Raw genomic sequence first — 20,291 nt, forward strand, 5'->3', positions numbered from 1 at the left:
ATCCAAACACTTAAGCCGATAATTTGTAACGTTTGCGCCGCTGTTTTACTTCTACATCCAAGCCTTCTAATAGTGCCCACAGTTCGGCTGAAGATAAGGCTACTGCCGCCTGCTTGCCAGCCGGCAAACGAAACGTTCCGGCTTCTAATCGTTTGTAATACAGCACAAAACCCGATGACTCCCAGATCAACAGCTTCAAGCGGTCTTTCCGGCGACCCACAAACACGTAGGCATCCCCCGACAGTACATCCGCACCCATCTGTTGAGATACGATGCCCGATAGCCCATCAAACCCTTTGCGCATGTCCACGCTGTGCGAATACAAGAATATTCGCTTGGCTAAGCTCATCAACATCTACAGTAACGCTTTCAGATACCCCACCGGTACTACTTGTGCAAAACGCAACACCGCCCCCGAAGGTAAACTCACTTCCAGGGCTGCCGGACCGGATACATCCATACGGACGGGAACAAAACCAACGGACTCATCGCTCTCATCAACGTGGTGATCGCGGTAACGCCGTAGCCAGTAGGCCAACACCGAAACAGAAATATTATGCGCAGCGCAGAACGCTTTTTGCGTTTGTCCACTGCTCTGCCAAGCTTCCACTACAGGAAACATCTTTTGCTCAGTACGAAAATGTGCCATAACCTTTTTTCTTCAAAGATAATGGCGCACTCGGCTGTTTATCAAGTCCGTTTCACCGTAGGGATACGTAGCTAACACCGGTGAATACGCTACCTATTTTGAATATGGCTTTATTTCTGTCTTCGATGCGAAGACTCAAATGCTGGAAAAGCAGAATAATGAAGAAATTTTTAGACTTAGAGATGATTTTACGGCTATTAAAATAGGGGATGTAGACAATGACGGACAAAACGAACTGCTGGTTGGAATAGAAACATCGTACGCTTATAGCGATGTTTATGCCCTTAATGAGAATCAAGAAATCATAAATGAGTACCGGATTTACGGAATGAATATGATCTTGGGTATTGAGATTGCAGATATAGACTTGGATAATGAAAATGAAGTAATAATTACTTCAGGCACCAACGTATCAGGAAGTACAGATCCCGAAAGATATCAAAACTATATATATGTCTTTGATGGAAAGACTGGTGAAGTAGAATGGAAAAGTCCATTGTTAGACGGTATTTCTTCAAAGGTGGGCTCTGTCAAGATTGGAAATATTGATGATGACGAAGCATTAGAAGTACTAGCCTTACAGTATGAATCACGTAAATGGGAAACACAGCTATTGATCTATGATGGTGTCAGTCAAGAATTAACCGCTAAGTTTCTGAGCATTAATGCCTTTGATATATCAGATTTGGATAGTGACGGTATCGATGATATTGTGGTTGGAATGAATTCGGGAAAGATTGGAATACTGGAACGCGATACTTGGGAAATAGCTACCACCTACAGTGGGGGATCCGATAAAATCAATAGTCTAGCAGCAGTGGATTTTAATGGAGATGGTAATCAGGAATTTGTTTATTCTGACGACTATAAACTTTATATATATGACCCGTTGCAGTTATCCATCAAATGGCAAAGTGATACCATCAATTACTATGGGGTTGGCCGCTATAACAGTTTAAAAGTACAGGATTTAGATATGGATGGAGCCATCGATATATTACTTAATACCGGTCATACTCTCTCCAACTATGAGGTTATTGACTATGAATCACTAAAATATGTTGATAGCGGATCACAAGAAATTATTACTGCCCTTCAACCTATTAATCATGAAAAAAATCTATACCCAATGTTATATCCAAATCCTTTTCAGGATAAATTATTTATTAAGCATTTCCCATCTTCAGTAAGCACCTCTTATCAACTATATCTTTATTCTTTACAAGGAGAGAAGATACACTATAGCCAAGGACAACTCATGAACAATAAAAACCTACTCGATGCTGCTTCACTATCTTTAAAAGGTGGCACTTATTTATATCGTTTATATATAGATAATACTCAAGTTTATAGCGGACTACTAATGAAGGGTAATTGATACAGTAAGCTATGGAATTCAAAAAACTACGAATATCTATGCTGATTATGAACAACTTTAAAGTATAATAGAGGTGGGCGATTGATAGTGTGACACACTAAAGTCTACGAACTACTCTTCGGCAGAATAGACTTCTATATCGGGTGCTATTTCCATCCCCACTACCCAAGAGAGCACAATTTGAGAGACGGATGCTGATGTGTTCCATTTCGTTCAAAAGCACAGTACTCCCATTTTAATACTAAATACCCTAACCCTCAGTAAATATCAACCAACTTTGTACAATACTCTTTGTAAATACCGCATATAGCGCACTAATCCAGTAGAAGTTGGCTAACAGCTGCTGTATTCATCGCCCATTGAGCATTATAGACCTCATCAGCCAAGTCGGCTGTATCAACTACCGTCAAATTCTGAGCTTCAGCTTTTAACACTAAAAGATTACCTACGCTCAGCTTGCTATCTAACTTGGCTAGGAGAGCTTTTACTCCTTTTGAGTCCAGGTTATTCACCACTTGTCCCTCAAAAGGCATCTCTAGCCAGATAACTTCTCTTTTTTTTACATCCAATACTCCAAATACCAACCCCTTGGTAATACCCCTCGTTATTCGCACCTGATGTTGCACACAAGATGGATCATAGGCGACTCCGGTCTTCTCAGAAATTTTCATAGGAAACTGGCTACCCATCCAGCCGACAACTAGGTTAGGAGAAAGTCCTCCGGTTGAATAAGCGTTGCAGGTAAAGCTCACATACCGTGCCCCTCGATCTGCTAGCTCTTGTACATCCAGTTCAATATACTCCGCGGTGCCTACCTGATGGGGAATATGCCGAATATCACCACTGTGTTTACAGCCGGGAATAACCAACTGCATATAGGAACAATAGTCAGTTGTATTATCTGAGTAGCCCACCGAACAACTCAAGTCCATGTCCAGATGCTGCGCTTTTAGCCCTTCTCCCCACTGCATAAATAGTCGAACCTTATTTCCTTGAACCGGAAAGCAGGTGCCCATTAGTGCCGATGGTAAATCCTGTACAGTTTCACTACGATCACCAATGGAAAGCGGGATATTGAACAATTGAGGGTCAATGAATATTGCGGATGGCCGCCCCACTTCATTTTGGTTTTCTGCTTTAGCAAAGCAGGATGCTGCCCAGCGTGACTGCATTGCCTCCAAACAAAGGTTCTCTATACTATACTTCATCTCTTGTAAGCTCTGATCATTGTATAACTTCAGCAATGGATGCGAAGCAATACGCTTTCGGGTACTTCCTAGTGGCTGCACACTGCGCATGCTATCCTTTTCAAAATAGTTTGAAGCGTACATGTTCAGGGTTAGTAGCAGACGGGCGGGTAATTGATCCAATACTTCCCGAAAGTGCAAGAGGGTTACTTCCGAGCCAAACCAAAGCATATTAGAGAACAGTAAGCGAGCGAATAGACCTGGGCGTTGCTTCAATAGCGTAAACGTATTATCAGCGTCTGCCTTTAAACGATAGTGATTAACTCTCCCTTGCCATACTGGATACGCTTCATTATAGAAGGTATCCATCAACTGCGCTAAATTCTCAAAACCTTTCCTTTTACTGTATTCGGCTAATCGCAAAGCTCGGATAAAACGCACCCACATGCTTCGCTTTGGATGCATGATTTCGGCCGCTTTCTCGGCATCCATCGATAAGTCATTTAACCACTGGGCTACTCGTCTGCATTCCTTCCGATTATACTTTAACTTTAAGTCTGTCTCAGATTGTATTTTTGCCACGATACTTTCATTGGCTGGTTGGTACCGATGCTGATGATTTCGCGCAATACGGTTCACGATTGTCTTAGGTTCTACGACCTGTAAGAAACCAGTATGCTTAAACCATAAGTAGCGCAGAATATCATGAGGACTGGAAAATGATGTACTACACTCAGTGCTTCGGTCTTGGTCTATGAGTGAGTCTACTACCAACATTAGGGTTTCTTTCATTCCAATCTGCGCTTTTTTAGGCACAGGAAAGTATTTTAATAGTACTTTCAGGCTATCAACCTGCGTAGCATCTATTGGCGTTTTGGATTGTAGTAGATCCGTGAACAATTTCTCTACATCGGCCTCTTTCCAGCAGGATAATACTTTGAGCTTACCTCCTTGACCATAGGTCTCTATTTCACCCAACTTAAAAGGGGTACCACAGAAGGGGCAACCATTGTATCGTTCCAACGGAAAGGTACCATTGGGAATTAGGTGACCGCAGGACAGGCGAGCACCCTTTTTGCTGCCCAATGCATTCGCTACAAAAGTAATAATATGATCTATCACCGACTCGCCGGTTGGAGTGTCCCATCCTTTGACTAGTGGTACCCAGTTTTTCTTAACACCGACAGTTTCTTTAAGTACCTCCAATACGTCTAATTTGGTAGAAGGAGAAACTTTATTAAGTGCCCGTAGTAGTTCTTCCGAAAAGCCAAACCCTAGTTTCGCCGCATTGGCTACGAGCACGGCGGTAGTCTCATTCAATAAGGCACTATCTTCTATGACCAATTCCTTTTCCGATAGGAAGACTGCTTGACTGCGAAGGCTAACTTTGCGTAATTCTTGGTTCATGATTACTACATTTAAAAAGTTAAATACCGGATAATTTTGCGACTGATCTACCCAAAAGATGTTGAAGTAAGTCGCAATTGACCCTAGTATGATAGGTAATTAGCAAACTTCTAAGGGCGGATTCGAACCGCAGTAACCAATTGAAGTAAGCTTGCTTTGACCTTAATTATTGGCGGAGATAATTGAATAAGTAAATTTGGTAACAATCGGAGTAACTTACTCTTGACCTTCCAACTGATAGTAAAGATTAAAAGAAAGTGCGCAGCTATTTTGCGCACTATTGTTTTTTCTTCTTACCTTTCTTTCTTCGTTTCCAAGGGGCATTTTTCTGCCAATCGCCTGCCATAATACTCCCATAAGGAAGCACCTCGTCAATCACATTTCCCAGTCCATAGGTTTGCATTTGCGTTCGTACCGTCTGCGCGTTTTTATACGCTGACGGCAACTCGGAGATGTCTATCTCACCGGAGAAGAAGCGCACATCTAGTCCTTCCGTTTCTTCTCGGAAGATTTGGGTTTCCGTTTGCCCCTGCTTCGCCCGTTTATGCGCACTACGGCTGATATTACGCCCTGCCCCGTGGGGGGCGAACCCTAGGTTACCCTTCGTAGTTGCCCCCTGAACAATCAGTACCGGTTCGGCCATATTCAGTGGAATTAGGCGAGACCCCGTACTATCGGGTAAAAACTTCTCATCCAGTGGAGTTGCCCCTTTGGCATGGTAGAATAGATCCTGATCCTGAAAAACGAAGTTATGCTCATTCCAATAGCGATCATATCCCTGCATTCCTAAACCGTGTAGGGTAGCATCGTGCAAACTGCTATGGTTCAGTTTTGTCCAATCCCGAATAATTTGTAAGGCCTGCCAATACTGCTTGCCTTCTTCCGTATCAAAAGGAATCCAAGCGTTTTGCTTTAGCGTTTCGGGGGAAATTTGCTTTCGGAAGTGCTCCGCAATTTTCATTCCTTGACTATAGAGCATCGCCCCCACGCCCCGTGATCCGTGATGGGTCACCATCATCGTATGCCCGGTCTTAGCTGACCGACCTACAAACAGGAAATGATTACCATCGCCCTGCGTACCCAAATGAGTTTCAGCCATATCTAGCATCTTTTCTTTATTCAGCAGTAGATTATCTTTAAAGCGATGCTTTAGCTGAGTTGGTAGCGAGAACTGCTTATCGTAGATTCGTCCCCCAAACCCAAAGTGCGTTACCCGTTGTGCTTGATCTAGTACCTTTTTGGGATCAATCATGCCCAGATCGGTTAACATCACCGAACAGCAGATGTCAGCCGAATGCATTCCGGGATGAATAGCATTTTTCGCTATGACGACCCCGCCGACCGGAATGGTACCGATAGGCCCAGTAGGGCAAGCATCGGGCATTACTGCTCCTTGCACCATTGTCGGAGTACGCAGTAGTTTTTGCATACTCGCTACTACAGTATCCACATTACTTTGCTCTTGGTCATTTTCCGCGTGAATATTGACCGTTAGATCAGCCGCTTCATCTTGCAAAGGTTGGTAGATCGGCTTAACACTATCTAGATAGCTTATTAGTTGTTCTCCTGCTAGCTGATGCTCATTGGCGTACGCTAAGGCTTCTTTAAACCATTTTCCGGGTTGATAACCTAATGCCACGAATGTCTTTCCAGTGATTTCCATTGCTTTTTTCTTTTGAACAGTACAAAGGAAAGAACAGTGTGCGCAGTGATTTTGCGCACTTTAAATTTTTAGCTACTTTTTGAAAAAAAAGTACGATGGCTTTTAGTAAGAATGCCCTGATTCGCTACAAAACAATTGACAAGTGTTTACAAAATCAGTACCGACAATGGACATTGCCTGACCTAATGGAAGCCTGTTCGGAGGCTTTGTACGAATACGAAGGGCGAGCGGTCAATGTCAGTCGACGTACGATTCAGGCTGACTTACAGATGATGCGCAGTGATAAATTGGGCTATAATGCCCCGATTGAGGTGTATGACAAAAAGTACTATCGGTATGCTGATCCAGCCTATTCTATTACCGATATTCCGCTATCGGATACTGATATGCAGGTATTATCAGAAACGGTAGAAATGCTGAAGCAATTCAAAGACTTTTCTCTTTTCTCGGAGCTAGGGGGTATCATTCAACGACTAGAAGACAAAGTATATACGGAGAAGACCAGCCAGCCCGCTGTTATTCATTTAGATAAAAATGAGAATCTTAAAGGCTTATCTCATCTGGATACACTCTATCAGGCAATTATTAAAGCCGATGCTGAACCTCCTGCGCGACCTCCGCAATCCGGTTCAAATCTTTGCCGCTCACCTGAACGACCACCGACCCGTCCTTAGGTTCTGTGGACTCGAGCAACCGAACGATGGCCGTAGGGCCGCGCAGGGTGGCATTGATTTCTCGCTGTAGATGATCGGCTAACGCTTGGTAGGTGCTAAAGCGCCCGCCCCGCTCCAGATCAAGGCGCATCATAATCTGCGAAAAGTCGGAGGTGGCCACCGCAATAGAAGTAGTGATGTAAAACCGGGGCAGATCGTCGCCGATAGAGGATGTGTAGGAAACGATCTCCGGCTGCTGCGCCAGTATTTTCTCAATGCGTCGGGTGAGCTGATCAGTATCTTTGATGTCCGTCTGGTCGTTGGTGATGTCAACGTAAATGATATTTTTATCAGCGTTAGGAAAAAGTTGAGAAGGCAAAGAATCTGAGGCGATTACCACCACCACGAGTATACCAAACGCTACTGATACTGTGAGCCATCGGTATTGTAAGGCCCGACGTAGGGTAGCCGTGAAGAAGCGGAGTATCAGGTTCCCTTTCTCGGCACTCTTCCGCTGGCTCGGGCGAAACGCCAGCACCGCCACGGCGGGGGTCACCAACAGTGCCACCAAGTAGGAGGCCGTCAGCGACAGAATCACAATCTGAGGAATGGCGATCAGAAATTCTCCCGTGGCCCCAGGCAGGGTCAGCAGGGGCGAAAACGCCGCGGCGGTCGTCAGCGTGACCGTGAGTTTCAACGGTGAGGTCACCGCCATACTCCGAGATCAGCTTGGTTTTACTGGAGCGTATGTAGCCGACTGGAACGTGCTGGAAGCCACTAAAGTGCTGGGTTACCCCGTAGAGAGCACCCGATCGTGGGGGCTAGACGATGCGCTGAGCGTAGCCGACCGAGCCGAGATAGCCATCGAGGCTGGGGTCAACCACTTTGGCGGACAGGAGTGCTATGATGTGATTGTAGACCTGGTAGAAGAAGGGCGGGTAGATGAATCTCTGGTCGACGAATCGGTGCGCAAGCTGCTCCGTACTAAGTTTGAACTCGGGTTGTTTGACAATCCGTTTGTTGACGAATCAATCGTAACATCCGTCGTGGGGAAACCAAGGTTCAAGGAGGCCGGTGGCTTAGCCCAGCGAAAGTCAGTCGTACTACTCAAGAATGATACGATACAGCAAGAAGCGTTTCTTCCGCTGAAAAGACATCATCTCCGAGTTTATGCAGAAAATATAAACCCAGAGGTGCTAAAGAAGTACGCCATCCCGGTAGCCACTCCCGAGGAAGCCGACGTAGCCATCCTGCGGTTGGCCACCCCCTTTCAATCCAGAAAAGGACTGCTAGACGAAATGTTTCACCACGGCGACATAGACTTTAAGGAGCCAGTAAAAACTAATATTTTGAATATAACGACCGTTGTACCTACGGTTATAGACATTTATTTAGACCGAGCGGCAGTGATACCGGAGATCGCCGATGCTTCTAAGAGCTTACTAGGCACTTTTGGGGTACCCGATGAGGCTTTGCTGGATATTGTTTTCGGAGAGCTTGCACCTAGCGGAAAATTACCTATTACTTTACCTTCGTCTATACAGTCTGTTGTAGATCAGTCGCCCGATGTGGCCTACGATGTATCATCTCCTGTTTATCAATTTGGTTTTGGGCTGAGCTACTGATCTAGGTAACTTTAATAGGCTAATCATCGGTTTACAGCTAACATGGGTCTTCAGCACGAAGTATTACTTAAATGGCTTCACTACACTTAGCTCCTCAGCCATTGCAGCAACAGCAAAGTTTTTCCGTAGGATAAGAATACGTAAAAACTCATTCTTAACAGAAAAAGGTCAAGCGCAATTTATTAATGACCAATAGGATGTTTTCGGCTTCGCCCTTAAAGTAAGGATATTTAGCCCTTTGGTGCCCCCACAGACTCCCTTTTCGTCAGTTTTCAGGGGTTCATCGTACTGCCTTTTCTTAATTTTATACGAACATAACTATTGAGGCGGGGCGGGTACTACCACTGTCTGCCGGTCATAGGCCAGGGCTGCTACGATCCCCAATCCTCCCTGCACGTTAGTTACAATCTCACCTGACACAGCAAATGGGTTAAAGTTGGCTGCCTGGGCATTCTGAGCCGAACTTATGAATCGATAGTGAGTCGGCTCCAAATGATATACTGTTCCTACAATCGTATCCCCCTCCGCAAAATTGAACCCTGAACCGAATACGATATTGCCCTGGTCGTTGGCAAAATTATCGTCTAATGTGGTTGACAAAAGACTGGGGGTATAAGCCTGCCCTTCGTTCAACACCAACAGGTAAAAGTTGGTCTGTTCCGGAGGGTCGGCAAATGTGGTGAGGCAAAAAGCTTCCGCTTCTTCATTAAAGGTAGGTGCTAGGCTGGTGATTGGCACTACTGGCATAAAGCGGGTGATAGCCTCTATCCTGCGACCTTGCGGATCAACGGCGGTCAGGGTAAAGTCGCCCTGCGGGTCGCTGGGCAGTGGGCGGTTGCTGCCGTAGTTGTAAGCCCTCCCCGTGATGGGGTCAGTAAAAAGTTCGTTCACCAGGGTGTCGGTTTGCCCGGCGTAAGAAAGTAGTACGCTCGCCCCCGATACCAGGGGGAAAGGGGTGGCATCGGCAAAGAACGAAGCACTTTCGGACAGTATAAGGCGGGGCGGCTGCCCTGCTTCCAGATAGCACTCTACCACAAGCTGGCTTTCGTACGCTGGTAGCACTACATCTGCCTCTTGGGTACAAGCGGCCATAAGTGCAACGCAGCTAGTAATTAACAGTATATTTTTCATAGGGCTAAAATCTAAAGTTATACGTAATAGAGGGCAGAATAGGAAAAAGGGTTGTTGATTGAGCGGTGAAGCCTGTCGGCACGTTTTCGGCGTTGCGTTCGGCCTGAAAGCTGAGCAAATACGGATTGAGCCGGTTGTAGGCGTTGTAGATACCAAACGTCAGGTCGGCCTCGCCGCGACGGGGTCGTAGTTGGTAGACTAACGAAAGATCGAGCCGATGGTAGGCCGGCATCCGGTAGTTGTTGCGAGCCGGATAGTCCGATACAATTACAAAAGGGCGTTCTTCCTCATCAGTAGCCCCCGGAATACCTACCTGGGCAAAGCGTCCCCCCGGCACCGATACGGCGTTGCCGGTGTTGTACACCCACGTAAGGGCCAACTGTACGCGTTGGTTAAGGTCATAAGAAGCCACCACCGATATATCATGACGGCGATCGTAGCGCGGGTAAAAGCGTTCACCTTGGTTGATCTCGTCAAACTGCCGCCAAGTGTAGGCCAGGGTATACCCAATCCAGCCCCGCAGCCGCCCGCTCGTTTTTTCCAGGTAAAACTCATTACCGTAGGCCTGTCCGTTGCCGAACACGAACTCTTCTTCCAGATTGGCATTAACAAAGAGCTGCGCGCCCGGCTTATAGTCCACTACCCGGTTAAGCCACTTGTAGTATACCTCATTGGTCAACAAAAATTGGTCGTTCAGCTTCCAGCTGAGCCCAGTACTGATCTGGTCTGAATACTCCGGGCGAATGCGTTCGGTCGATGGGTACCAGATGTCGGTTGGTAGGGAGGCCCCCGAGCTTACTACCAAATGTCGATACTGTATCATTCGACTGTAGTTGGCCTTGAACGAAAGGTCATCATTCACCAGTAAGCGGGTACCTAGCCGGGGCTCCAGCCCCACATAGCGCGCTTGATCGCTGGCAAATCCACTCAACCGTAGTCCGGCATTCACCTTCAAAGGGCCTAGGTCAAATTCATCGTCGGCATACACACCTCCCTCGTAAGCATTGAGGTTTTCTCCCCGGTTCAAATTCTCGTCGGCCTGGCTGCTGGCGATATTGAAGCGGGAAATACTAAACTGACTTTGCATCACGTCCCAGCCCACCTTTAGGGTATGACGGGGAAATGTCCATCGATACTGATTTTGAAGGCCGTAGTCCCGGATGCCCGACGCAACATTAAATGCAAACCGATCAAACTCAGAGGTGATCGCATAATTGTAATCGGCAAAAATTAAGTTCATCCGCGTAGCCAGTCGGTCAGAAAAGCGATGGTTCAGTCGCAAACTAGCTGCCGAGTTGCCCCAAGAAAAGTCGGTATTAAAGGCACCGGGGTCAATTTGAAAGCGATCACGACCGGTGTATACAGAGGCCGATAGATCGGTGCGGTCTGAGATCAGGTAGTCAAGTCGGCCGTTTAGGTCGTAGAAGAAGTAAGAAGGGATGGGGTTGCGGCTGGTATCTCCGGCGTTGGCATTATTAATTAGGTTAGTAAACACATCGGCGTAGGTACGGCGAGCCGTAACCCGATAGGCGAGTTTATTCTTCACAATAGGCCCCGATACATTCAGCCGGGAAGCCAGTAGCCCGATGCCTCCCCCAACGTGAAACATGGTATCGGAGGCAGACCGGGTACTTACATCCACCACCGAGGACAGTCGGCCACTGTATTCGGCAGGAAAACCGGCTTTGTAAAGGGTAACATCCTTAACCGCATCGATGTTGAAAGTGCTAAAAAAACCAAACAGATGACTGGGATTGTACACTGGGGCACCATCGAGCAGGAAGAGGTTCTGATCGGTACCACCGCCCCGGACACTGATGCCACTGGTGCCTTCGCCCGCGTTCTTCACCCCCGGCTTGAGTTGAAACACCTTGATGACATCCACTTCACCGAAAAGAGCTGGCAGTAGTTTGGCCGTCTGTTGGTTGACCTTGGCAATGCCCATCTGTACGGAAGCCACCTGCTGACGGTCGCTGCTCTCTAACACCACCACCTCATTGAGCATTTGGGTGCCAGGGGCCAATCTTACTATAATATTTTGGGTAGGGTCATCCACCGTAATGGTTTGGGATTGATACCCCTGAAAGCTAATTTGTAGCACGTTGCTGTTGGGAGTCCAAGTAAGGGAAAATCGACCTTGAGCGTCAGTACTGGTTCCTTTAGTGTAGTACAGCACGGTGGCTCCTTCCAACGGACGTTGTGTAGCGGAATCCAGAACGTAGCCGTAAATGGATTGATTTGGGGTTTGAGCAGAGACAACGTAGGCTGAGAACAGCAAGAAAAAGGTGATATAGATTCGCTTCATAGCCAGCAGAGTCAGTGTTTAATCTTCTATCACAAAAGTCACCAATACTGATCAGCAATACCGATATATGCCAGTGAATGGGTAGAAAAGTGGGGTGAAGCGTGAAGATAGGTAGGTGAAGCGATTACCGTATTATGTTACTTACCTCCCCAAGTAATCTAGAATAAGTCCCGCCAGGAATATACTACACTATCGTTATGTTTAGAAGGTGAAAAAGCTTGCTCGACAAACGAATTACGCCCAAATCAGCTTTTAGCCTATGAAAATACATTTTTTGTAAAATTGATCTTGCAATCATCAATTAAATTAACAAGATTGGAAAGTTGACTTAGAGATGATGGCTCAGTCTTTCGTTACAAAGCTAAAAAAAGGAAATCAGATGGCGTTTCGCCAGCTTTACGACCGCTACTACGCTAAAGTCTATCACTACTGCTTTCGCTTTACCCGAAATACGGAAGATGCCGAAGAGCTGGCTCAGCAAGTATTTATTCAGCTGTGGGAACAGCGAAGGTCTATTGACGCTGGCAAGTCGCTAGATGGTTTTTTGTTCACCATAGCCCATCACCGGGCAAGTAACTTTCTGAAACAACAGGCTCGTCGGCGAAACCACGAGCAAGCTTGCAGTTCGATGGCTTCTGTCAGCACAGAAGAAACAGTGCAAATTCACGAACTTTACCAAACGGTAGAACAAACAGTGAAGGCGTTACCCGAAAAACGCCAAATCATCTTTCGAATGCACCACCACGAGTATCTGAGTGAAGAGGAAATTGCCCACGCACTACAACTTTCCGTACACACCATCAAATCACAATTGGCTAAGGCCGCTCAAACCATCCGCCGGGCCATTCATGCCGCAATTAGCGTAGCACTTCTGCTTTTTATCGGGGGATAGCACGAAATAACTGCTACCAATTTTGTAGCAAAGAAATCCTTCTATTGCCATACATTTCATTTCTATTTCTATTTATTAGTTATATCGTAAAATTTACTATTTTTTCTTGCCAGCGTAATTAAATCGGCTTCGGGAGTTGAATACTATATATAACCCCGAACAATGGAAAAGCACCAACTTCTTAAGAAATATCTAGATGGCACCAGCACCCCGGAAGAAGAGCAGCGACTGTTTCGCCTTTTACAGGAAGATGACCGCGATGATTACCGAGAGCTTTCCCGGACACTCTGGCATAAGATTCAGGATCACCCACCCACCCCTTCGGGTTCTCAGGAGGCATCGTATCAGCGCATTGTAGAACGTACTTCCCTATCTCCCCATCGCTATCCGCAACAAATCGTCTGGAAAGTAGCCGCAACCCTTACCGGAGTGCTGCTGGTCACCGCCGCCATCTGGCTGGGCATGAACCCTACTTTGGAAAAAGTCATCACCGCTTACGGCGAAACCCAGACGGTCACCTTACCCGACGGATCCATCGTAAAGCTAAATGCCAACTCAGCACTCCGCTACGCTACCGATTGGGAAACAGCTTCTGAACGAGCCGTGTGGCTTTCGGGCGAGGCCTACTTTCAGGTGACAAAAGTGAAAAGTGCCACCGGCGACCCTGTCAAGTTTACCGTTCATGCCCAAGACCTGACCATTCAGGTAGTGGGCACCGCCTTTAATGTACACAACCGCTCCGAAGAAGTAGAAGTAGTACTAACCGAAGGGCAGGTAGTATTACAGTTGCCCCAGCAAGAACAACCGGTAGTGATGGCACCCGGTGAACGGGTGGAGTATCGGGCCAATGAACTTACGCTCGAGAAGCAAACGGTCGCCACTGAGCCGTACACGGCTTGGAAAGATAATCGCTACGTGTTTGATAACCTGAGCCTCGCTGATATTGCTGAGCTTATCGAGCAAAGCCACGGGTTTTCGGTTCACTTTGCTTCCGACACGCTAGCCGAGACCCGGATGAGTGCTAACATTCCCAGTACTGAACTGGCCGTGGTGCTGGAAATTATTGAGCAGACCCTGGGAGTCAACATCACGCAATCAGATCGCGCTATTTACATCAGTTCATCTAATGCTAATACAAATCCTTAATTTTTAAACCCTTAATTTATGAGAAATCTATTTACGTATTTACGGTGCGGAATATGGCTAGGCGTAGGCTGGCTTACACTCTGCACTACATACGCGCAGTCAGCTCCTTCAGCATCAGACAAGAAATTGCTCTCGTGGGCTGATCCGGCAGTGGCTAGCAGCTTGTCGCTTCAGCAAACAGTATCACTCAAGCAGTTTTTAGGGCAGCTAGAACAGCAGCACGCTATTCACTTCTCCTACCCCGAAGAGCTAGTAGCTAATAAAATGGTTCGCCCGTCAGCAAAGAATTCGGTGGGGGAAATTGAACTGGTACTACGCCAAACACTCAATCCCTTGGCAATCACGTTTGTCAAGGTGAAAGATGTATACATTCTTCAAGAGGCTAAATCTCAGCTAGCTCCGCTACCCCAGAAGAAGCCTGATGCTGACGAACTAGCTAAGCCGACAGGTTTGATAAAAAAAGTAGAAAGCTTAGGCAATCAGCTACCCGCCGGTACCAGTAAAAACGAGGAGCAAACCATCGCTGGGCAAGTAATTGACTTGTCAACAGACGAGGGTCTGCCAGGGGTCAACGTATTGGTGAAAGGAACTACTGTAGGAACGGTCACCGATGTTGACGGCAACTACCGATTAACGGCTCCCGACGATGCCGAAACATTGGTGTTTTCCTCAGTAGGTTACGAAAGTGAAGAAGTATCCATCAACGGACGCAGTACCATCGACTTAGCACTGGCCCCGGATATTCAATCGCTCAGCGAAATAGTGGTGGTGGGCTATGGTACGCAGAAACGAAGCGATCTGACCGGGGCAGTAGGCTCTACCAAAGCCGAAGAGATCACAGCGTTTCCAGCGGCTAATCTCAACCAAGCACTGCAAGGACGGGTAGCCGGGGTGAATGTTACTTCTACTAACGGCAACCCAGGATCTAATCCGCAAGTAACCATTCGGGGGATCACCTCGCCTTTTTCCAATAGTGCCCCTCTGTATGTAGTAGATGGTTTTGTGGGAGGAGTACTGCCCCCACCGGAGGATATTGCATCGGTAGAAGTACTCAAAGACGCTTCGGCAGCGGCCATCTACGGTTCGCGCGGTTCTAATGGGGTAATTATTGTAACTACTAAATCAGGAAAAGCCGGAGAACCGGTCGTCGAAGTAAACACGTCCTACTCACCTCAGCAGGTGATCCGGCAACTGGATTTACTGAACCGCTCACAATTTGAAGACTTAGTGCTAGAGGTTGATCCTAATTACAACCTTATTGAAGATCCGTCTATTGATACTGACTGGCAAGATGAGATATTCCGTACGGGAAGTATCCTAAACACACAATTGTCTATTTCCGGTGGATCAGAAGATGTGAAGTACTTCGTCTCCGGAAGTTACTTCGACCAGCAAGGCACCATTGTCAACTCTAATTTTGATCGGTTTAGCCTTAATAGCAATCTGGATTTTAATGCTTCGAGCTGGCTATCGCTGAGTGCGAACCTTTTATACCGCAGAAGTACTTCCAGCGGGGTGGTGACCCAAGAACGTACTGGCGGCCCCTTATTTCAGGGCGCAGTTTCGTCGGCCTACTTATTTGCGCCCGATTTAGGGATATTTAACGACGATGGCACCTACACCACAGCCCGTACCGGACAAGGGTTTAACAACCCAGTGGCTATTGCTAACGAGCGCATCAATGACGCTACGAGCGACGATGCTCAGATGAACCTACGGGCGAATATAGAATTTACGAAATGGCTGGACTTCACTTCTACTTTTGGCTACAGCGTAAATAACCGAAACCGGGGCAGATACATTCCCTCTACGTTAGTAGCCGGAGAGCCAGGTGGAGTAGCCCAAGTCGATTCACGTCGAAACACGAACCTGATTAGTGAAAACTACCTGACTTTTCAGCAGAAAATCGGCGAGGCCCACGATCTTAAACTCATCGCCGGAGCTTCGTATCAAGACGAAGTGTTTACTGACAATGCATCGGGGAACGAAAATTTTATTACCGACAACTTTGGGTACTGGAACTTAGCCAATGGGATACTCATTACGCTACCGGAATCCCGCTTCCGCCAGGCCGAGCTATTTTCGGTATACGGTCGGTTGGAGTATGATTATCAGTCACGCTACTTTATCACGGGTACCCTACGCTACGATGGGTCGTCCCGGCTGTCAGAAGGAAATAAGTACGAACTCTTTCCGTCGGTCGGTCTTGCCTGGAACCTAAAGAATGAAGCCTTTCTGGACGGGGTGTCTAGCATTGAGCTGTTCAAGCTCCGCGCCAGCTTGGGCACCACCGGTAACCAAAATATTGGAATTTATTCCACCTTGCCCACGCTCAATACCGACATATATTCTGATGAAAACAACAACATTGTGACTGCTCTCAATCCCGGACAAATCCCTAACACTGATTTGACGTGGGAAACTAGCCGTCAGCTAAATGTAGGATTTGACGGAGACTTCTGGGGAGGCAAATTGTTTTTGTCGGCTGACTGGTATCAGACCAATACCACAAACCTATTGTTTGCAGTACCTCTCAATCCACTGGTAGGCGGTTCGGCCCAGCAAAACCGGAACTTAGGTGAAATTCAGAACCGGGGACTTGAGCTAGCTATTGGTACCAACAATACCTTCGGTGACCTGCGCTGGAGTGCCCGCTTTAATATCAATGGTAACCGAAACCAAGTAGTCTCGCTGCCCGAGGGTGAAGACGTATTTTATACTACGGTGCCCGACCACATTAATGGGCTGAATAGTAATACCCAGTCGCAGGTACTACGCGAGGGGGAACCTATTGGGGTATTCTTTGGCTTCATCTACGATGGGGTATACCAAGAGAGTGACGATTTTGTTGAGGGATCCGGCTTTGAGCAGGAAGCCGGGGGCGAGAGGTTCCGGGATATTGCCGGAGGGCGCGATGACGATAACCAAGTCATCTTTGAGCCAGACGGTACTCTAAATAGTGATGACCGCACTATTATCGGTGACCCTAACCCTGATTTTACCTTTGGGTTTGATAATACTTTTTCTTACAAAGGCTTTGATCTGAACATCTTCTTTACCGGCTCGCAGGGTGGACAGATTTTGAACTTCACCCGAATGGAGCTAGAGCTACTGAACGGGGGAACTAATGCCACTACGGCCGCCCTGGATCGATGGACCCCACAGAATACTAATACCGATGTTCCGAGAGCATCGGTGAATGGCCGACAAGCTAGAATTTCTACCCGTTTTCTAGAAGATGCCAGCTTTATTCGGTTAAGAAACCTATTATTGGGATACAACTTGCCGAAAAGCGTACTAGACCGGATCGGAATCAACCGTCTACGTGTATACATCAGTGCCCAGAACATCCTTACGTTTACCGACTACCAAGGAGTAGACCCAGAAGTAGCCTATCGCCGTGGTGAGGGCGGCCGATCCCAAAATCTGGGGATGGACTACGGCAGCTACCCTAACAGTAAATCGTATACCGTAGGACTAAACTTAGCTTTCTAAAATAGCAATCACATGAAAAATATCAATAACATACTAAAGACAATAGTCTGGAGCGCATTGGTACTAACCATTAGTGCCTGCACTGATCTGGAAGAAGAACCAGTATCTGAACTATCGCCTCAAGTGATCTCCGACGAAAAAGGGGTAGAGAGCATTGTAGTAGGAGGGTACGCCCACCTGGCCACCAGCACCTTATTTGGGGGCAACCTAAACACTGCCCTAATGGTACGAAGCGATATGGTGAGTACCTACGTAAACACCAGTGCCGAGCGCCGGGGCCTTGACAACTTTGCTGAAGATGACGCTACCGGGATTATGAACGGTGTCTGGAATTTTTTCTTTAAAACCATCGCTTCGTCTAATGCGGCTATTGCTGCGTCCGAAAATATTGAAGATGTAAACGGCCGTAACCGTATCGCTGGTGAAGCCCGGTTCATTCGGGCACTTAGCTACTATCATTTGGTACGATTATTTGGCGATGTGCCCTACGTTGACTTTCAGGTAAGTTCGTCAGAGGGAGCCGATGGGCTGAACGATTTACCCCGGGAGCCGGTAGCACTGATTTACGATGAGTTGATTATTCCTGATTTTCAGTTTGCCAAAGACAATCTGCCGCAGGTGAAGAACGGCGGCACCCGCACCCGGGCTACGCAAGGCACAGCAGCAGGGTATCTATCCTCGGTATTTCTGACCCTGGAACGCTACCAAGAGGCTTACGACGAAGCTAAATTTGTGATTGACAACAGTGGGGCGTTCGGCTACCGGCTAGAACCTAATTTCCAGGATTTGTTCAATGCCAACCAAGCGGCTTCAATTCAGGAGCCCCTGCTGACAGTAGCCTTTACCTCTCAAGTGTTTGATTTTCCTTTTCAGGACGATATTCTTCCTGCCCTCACGGGAATTCCTATCGCTGGTTCATTTAATGGCTGGGGAGCCTTGGTACCACCGATGGAGGTATACGAAAGTTTCAACCTTGGTGATTACCGCACCCAAGTGAGCTTCCAAACAGAGGTTGTTAATTCCGGTGGCGATACAATTTCTTTTGAGAATTATCCGGAATTCTCCCGGAGCTCTTCGCAACCGGCACTACCGCACGTAGCAAAGTTTCGCCGATTTCCAGGCATAACTAAACGGCCTATTGGTCGCGAAACCGATAACGACTACATCGCGATGCGCTACGCTGAGGTACTGCTTATTGCTGCTGAAGCGGCCAATCGCTTAGGTAATGCTTCGGAAGCCATTGGGTACATAAATCAGTTACGTGAGCGCGCCCGCAATGCCGATGGCGTTGCCCGAAGCGAACCGGCCAATTTATCGGGAGGTTTGAGCGGGGAGGAACTGCATGAAGCAATCATTGAGGAACGACGGGTAGAACTGGCTTTTGAGTTCAAGCGGTGGTACGATATCAAGCGTTTGCGACTGGGGCAAGAAGTGTTTCAAGGGGCTAACTCACTAGACCCTCAACCTACTTTTACCGACGATAGGTACCTATTTGCTATTCCAGCCAACCAGCTAATATTTAGTCGGTCCTGGCAACAAAATCCGGGGTACTAATTATCTCAAGCAGAAGGGCTATTATCCCCTTCTGCTTTTTTTACACATCCTGATAATCTACGTAGATGAAGGCATCCATTATTCTCTTTTACTTATACGGGATGATCGTATATGGGACCCATGCTCAAACAGATGATCCCTACGGAGGGTATCCGCTGGGGAAAAGTGAGGCTACCGGATTTTTTCGGATAGAGAAGATGAAGAACCGATCTTTTTTCATCACTCCTACCGGGCACCCCTTTTTAGCACTGGGCATCAACCATTTTCATACACTGGATAACCCCGACTACGATGCAGTAGTAGATAATATTCAAGCATGGGGTTTTACGGCGGGGTGCTATCAGGGCCCTGAATGGATGTGGCAGCGATTTCCTTACAGCAAGGGGATTAACCTACTGGAGATACGATCTTACAAATCAGACGACGATTTTGCCTTTCAGGATGTCTTTGATCCAGCCTACTTACAAGCGCTGGAAAAGAAAATTGCCACTATTGTTCAACCCCAAGCCTCCAACAAAAATCTACTGGGCTACTTTCTGACGGATATGCCCGTATGGACGAACAAAAGGGCCGGAGGCTGGATTGCATTCTTTAAAAACCTGGATCAAACCGCCCCCGGCTACGCGGTATGGCAACGTTGGAAAGCAGAAAACCCCGACCTACCGGAGGAAGCTTTTCTAGGTATCATCGCCCGGCAACTGTACCAAATGGGTACAGACTATATCAGAAAGTACGACTGCAATCATTTGATCTTCAGTGATCGTTACAATGAAGAGGACGTTTCAGACTACGTTATCCAAGAAGTGCTTCCGTACGTAGATGCCATTGCTACCCAGCCCGCTGGAGAGTTTCATCTGGAGTATTTTGAACACCTTAGCTCGTTCGGTAAACCCATCTACATTGCCGACCATGTAACTTCATTCTCCACCGAAGAACATCCGGTAACTATGGGACAGGTGGCTAACAGTCAAGATCAGTACTTAGAGCATTACACCCAGTACTTGGAGAAAGCCTTTGCCCAACCCTACATTATCGGTTACAACAAATGCCAATACGTGAACGAACCTCGGGAAACGCTGCTCAAGCAGGGGTTGGTAAACGAAGAGGGTGTTCCCTACTCGTATGTTCACAAGCTCAATGAAATTCACACCTCTGTATTACAAAAGGCTTACCAAACGCACCACAAATAAACACTACCCAACCGAT

Annotated in this window: 15 protein-coding genes; 8 read left to right on the forward strand and 7 right to left on the reverse strand. The window is 47.1% G+C overall.

The features are described 5' to 3' along the window. Positions 1–10: 10 nt before the first annotated feature. Both tnpB and tnpA read right to left on the reverse strand, forming a co-directional pair. A complete protein-coding gene (gene tnpB / locus P0M28_RS08305) occupies positions 11–355 on the reverse strand; it encodes an IS66 family insertion sequence element accessory protein TnpB (RefSeq protein ID WP_302209318.1) in 345 nt (114 codons plus the stop codon). Continuing rightward, positions 356–649: an IS66 family insertion sequence element accessory protein TnpA gene (gene tnpA / locus P0M28_RS08310; protein ID WP_302205096.1), complete on the reverse strand. Its 294-nt coding sequence runs from the start codon at positions 647–649 to the stop codon at positions 356–358. A 139-nt stretch (positions 650–788) separates the two neighbouring features. Between tnpA and P0M28_RS08315 the strand changes: the two genes are divergently transcribed. Beyond that, complete coding sequence (locus P0M28_RS08315; protein ID WP_302209320.1) at positions 789–2,027, forward strand: FG-GAP-like repeat-containing protein; 1,239 nt, start codon at positions 789–791, stop codon at positions 2,025–2,027. 314 nt (positions 2,028–2,341) lie between these two features. On the opposite strand, the gene P0M28_RS08320 is transcribed toward P0M28_RS08315, so the two are convergent. Both P0M28_RS08320 and P0M28_RS08325 read right to left on the reverse strand, forming a co-directional pair. Beyond that, positions 2,342–4,621, reverse strand: a complete 2,280-nt coding sequence (locus P0M28_RS08320) for a hypothetical protein (RefSeq protein ID WP_302209321.1) — start codon at positions 4,619–4,621, stop codon at positions 2,342–2,344. 277 nt (positions 4,622–4,898) lie between these two features. Further along, positions 4,899–6,284: an RtcB family protein gene (locus tag P0M28_RS08325; RefSeq protein WP_302209323.1), complete on the reverse strand. Its 1,386-nt coding sequence runs from the start codon at positions 6,282–6,284 to the stop codon at positions 4,899–4,901. 95 nt (positions 6,285–6,379) lie between these two features. On the opposite strand from P0M28_RS08325, the gene P0M28_RS08330 reads away from it, so the two are divergent. Continuing rightward, complete coding sequence (locus tag P0M28_RS08330; RefSeq protein ID WP_302209324.1) at positions 6,380–6,958, forward strand: helix-turn-helix transcriptional regulator; 579 nt, start codon at positions 6,380–6,382, stop codon at positions 6,956–6,958. On the opposite strand, the gene P0M28_RS08335 is transcribed toward P0M28_RS08330, so the two are convergent. Continuing rightward, positions 6,870–7,652 (reverse strand): efflux RND transporter permease subunit, encoded by a 783-nt coding sequence (locus P0M28_RS08335; protein ID WP_302209325.1) that lies wholly within the window; start codon positions 7,650–7,652, stop codon positions 6,870–6,872. The genes P0M28_RS08330 and P0M28_RS08335 overlap by 89 nt on opposite strands. On the opposite strand from P0M28_RS08335, the gene P0M28_RS08340 reads away from it, so the two are divergent. Next, positions 7,618–8,562 (forward strand): glycoside hydrolase family 3 C-terminal domain-containing protein, encoded by a 945-nt coding sequence (locus P0M28_RS08340; protein WP_302209326.1) that lies wholly within the window; start codon positions 7,618–7,620, stop codon positions 8,560–8,562. The two genes, P0M28_RS08335 and P0M28_RS08340, sit on opposite strands and share 35 nt — an antisense overlap. A gap of 318 nt (positions 8,563–8,880) precedes the next feature. Here the strand turns inward: P0M28_RS08340 and P0M28_RS08345 are convergent, their stop codons facing one another. After that, on the reverse strand, positions 8,881–9,693 hold the full coding sequence (locus P0M28_RS08345) for a DUF4249 domain-containing protein (protein ID WP_302209328.1): 813 nt from the start codon (positions 9,691–9,693) through the stop codon (positions 8,881–8,883). Positions 9,694–9,697: 4 nt separating this feature from the next. Further along, on the reverse strand, positions 9,698–11,998 hold the full coding sequence (locus P0M28_RS08350) for a TonB-dependent receptor (RefSeq protein ID WP_302209330.1): 2,301 nt from the start codon (positions 11,996–11,998) through the stop codon (positions 9,698–9,700). Between the two features lie 334 nt (positions 11,999–12,332). Between P0M28_RS08350 and P0M28_RS08355 the strand changes: the two genes are divergently transcribed. From P0M28_RS08355 to P0M28_RS08375, 5 genes are all read left to right on the forward strand, one after another. Then, positions 12,333–12,890 (forward strand): RNA polymerase sigma-70 factor, encoded by a 558-nt coding sequence (locus tag P0M28_RS08355; protein WP_302209332.1) that lies wholly within the window; start codon positions 12,333–12,335, stop codon positions 12,888–12,890. Positions 12,891–13,052: 162 nt separating this feature from the next. Continuing rightward, positions 13,053–14,036: a FecR family protein gene (locus P0M28_RS08360; RefSeq protein ID WP_302209334.1), complete on the forward strand. Its 984-nt coding sequence runs from the start codon at positions 13,053–13,055 to the stop codon at positions 14,034–14,036. 18 nt (positions 14,037–14,054) lie between these two features. Further along, positions 14,055–17,531 carry a SusC/RagA family TonB-linked outer membrane protein gene (locus tag P0M28_RS08365; RefSeq protein ID WP_302209335.1) on the forward strand — a complete coding sequence of 1,159 codons (3,477 nt, stop codon included), beginning with the start codon at positions 14,055–14,057 and terminating at the stop codon, positions 17,529–17,531. 12 nt (positions 17,532–17,543) lie between these two features. Further along, positions 17,544–19,085, forward strand: a complete 1,542-nt coding sequence (locus P0M28_RS08370; RefSeq protein WP_302209337.1) for a RagB/SusD family nutrient uptake outer membrane protein — start codon at positions 17,544–17,546, stop codon at positions 19,083–19,085. Positions 19,086–19,150: 65 nt separating this feature from the next. After that, a complete protein-coding gene (locus tag P0M28_RS08375) occupies positions 19,151–20,275 on the forward strand; it encodes a hypothetical protein (RefSeq protein WP_302209338.1) in 1,125 nt (374 codons plus the stop codon). Positions 20,276–20,291: the final 16 nt, after the last annotated feature.

Origin of the sequence: Tunicatimonas pelagia, assembly GCF_030506325.1 — a bacterium.
Lineage (GTDB): Bacteria > Bacteroidota > Bacteroidia > Cytophagales > Cyclobacteriaceae > Tunicatimonas > Tunicatimonas pelagia.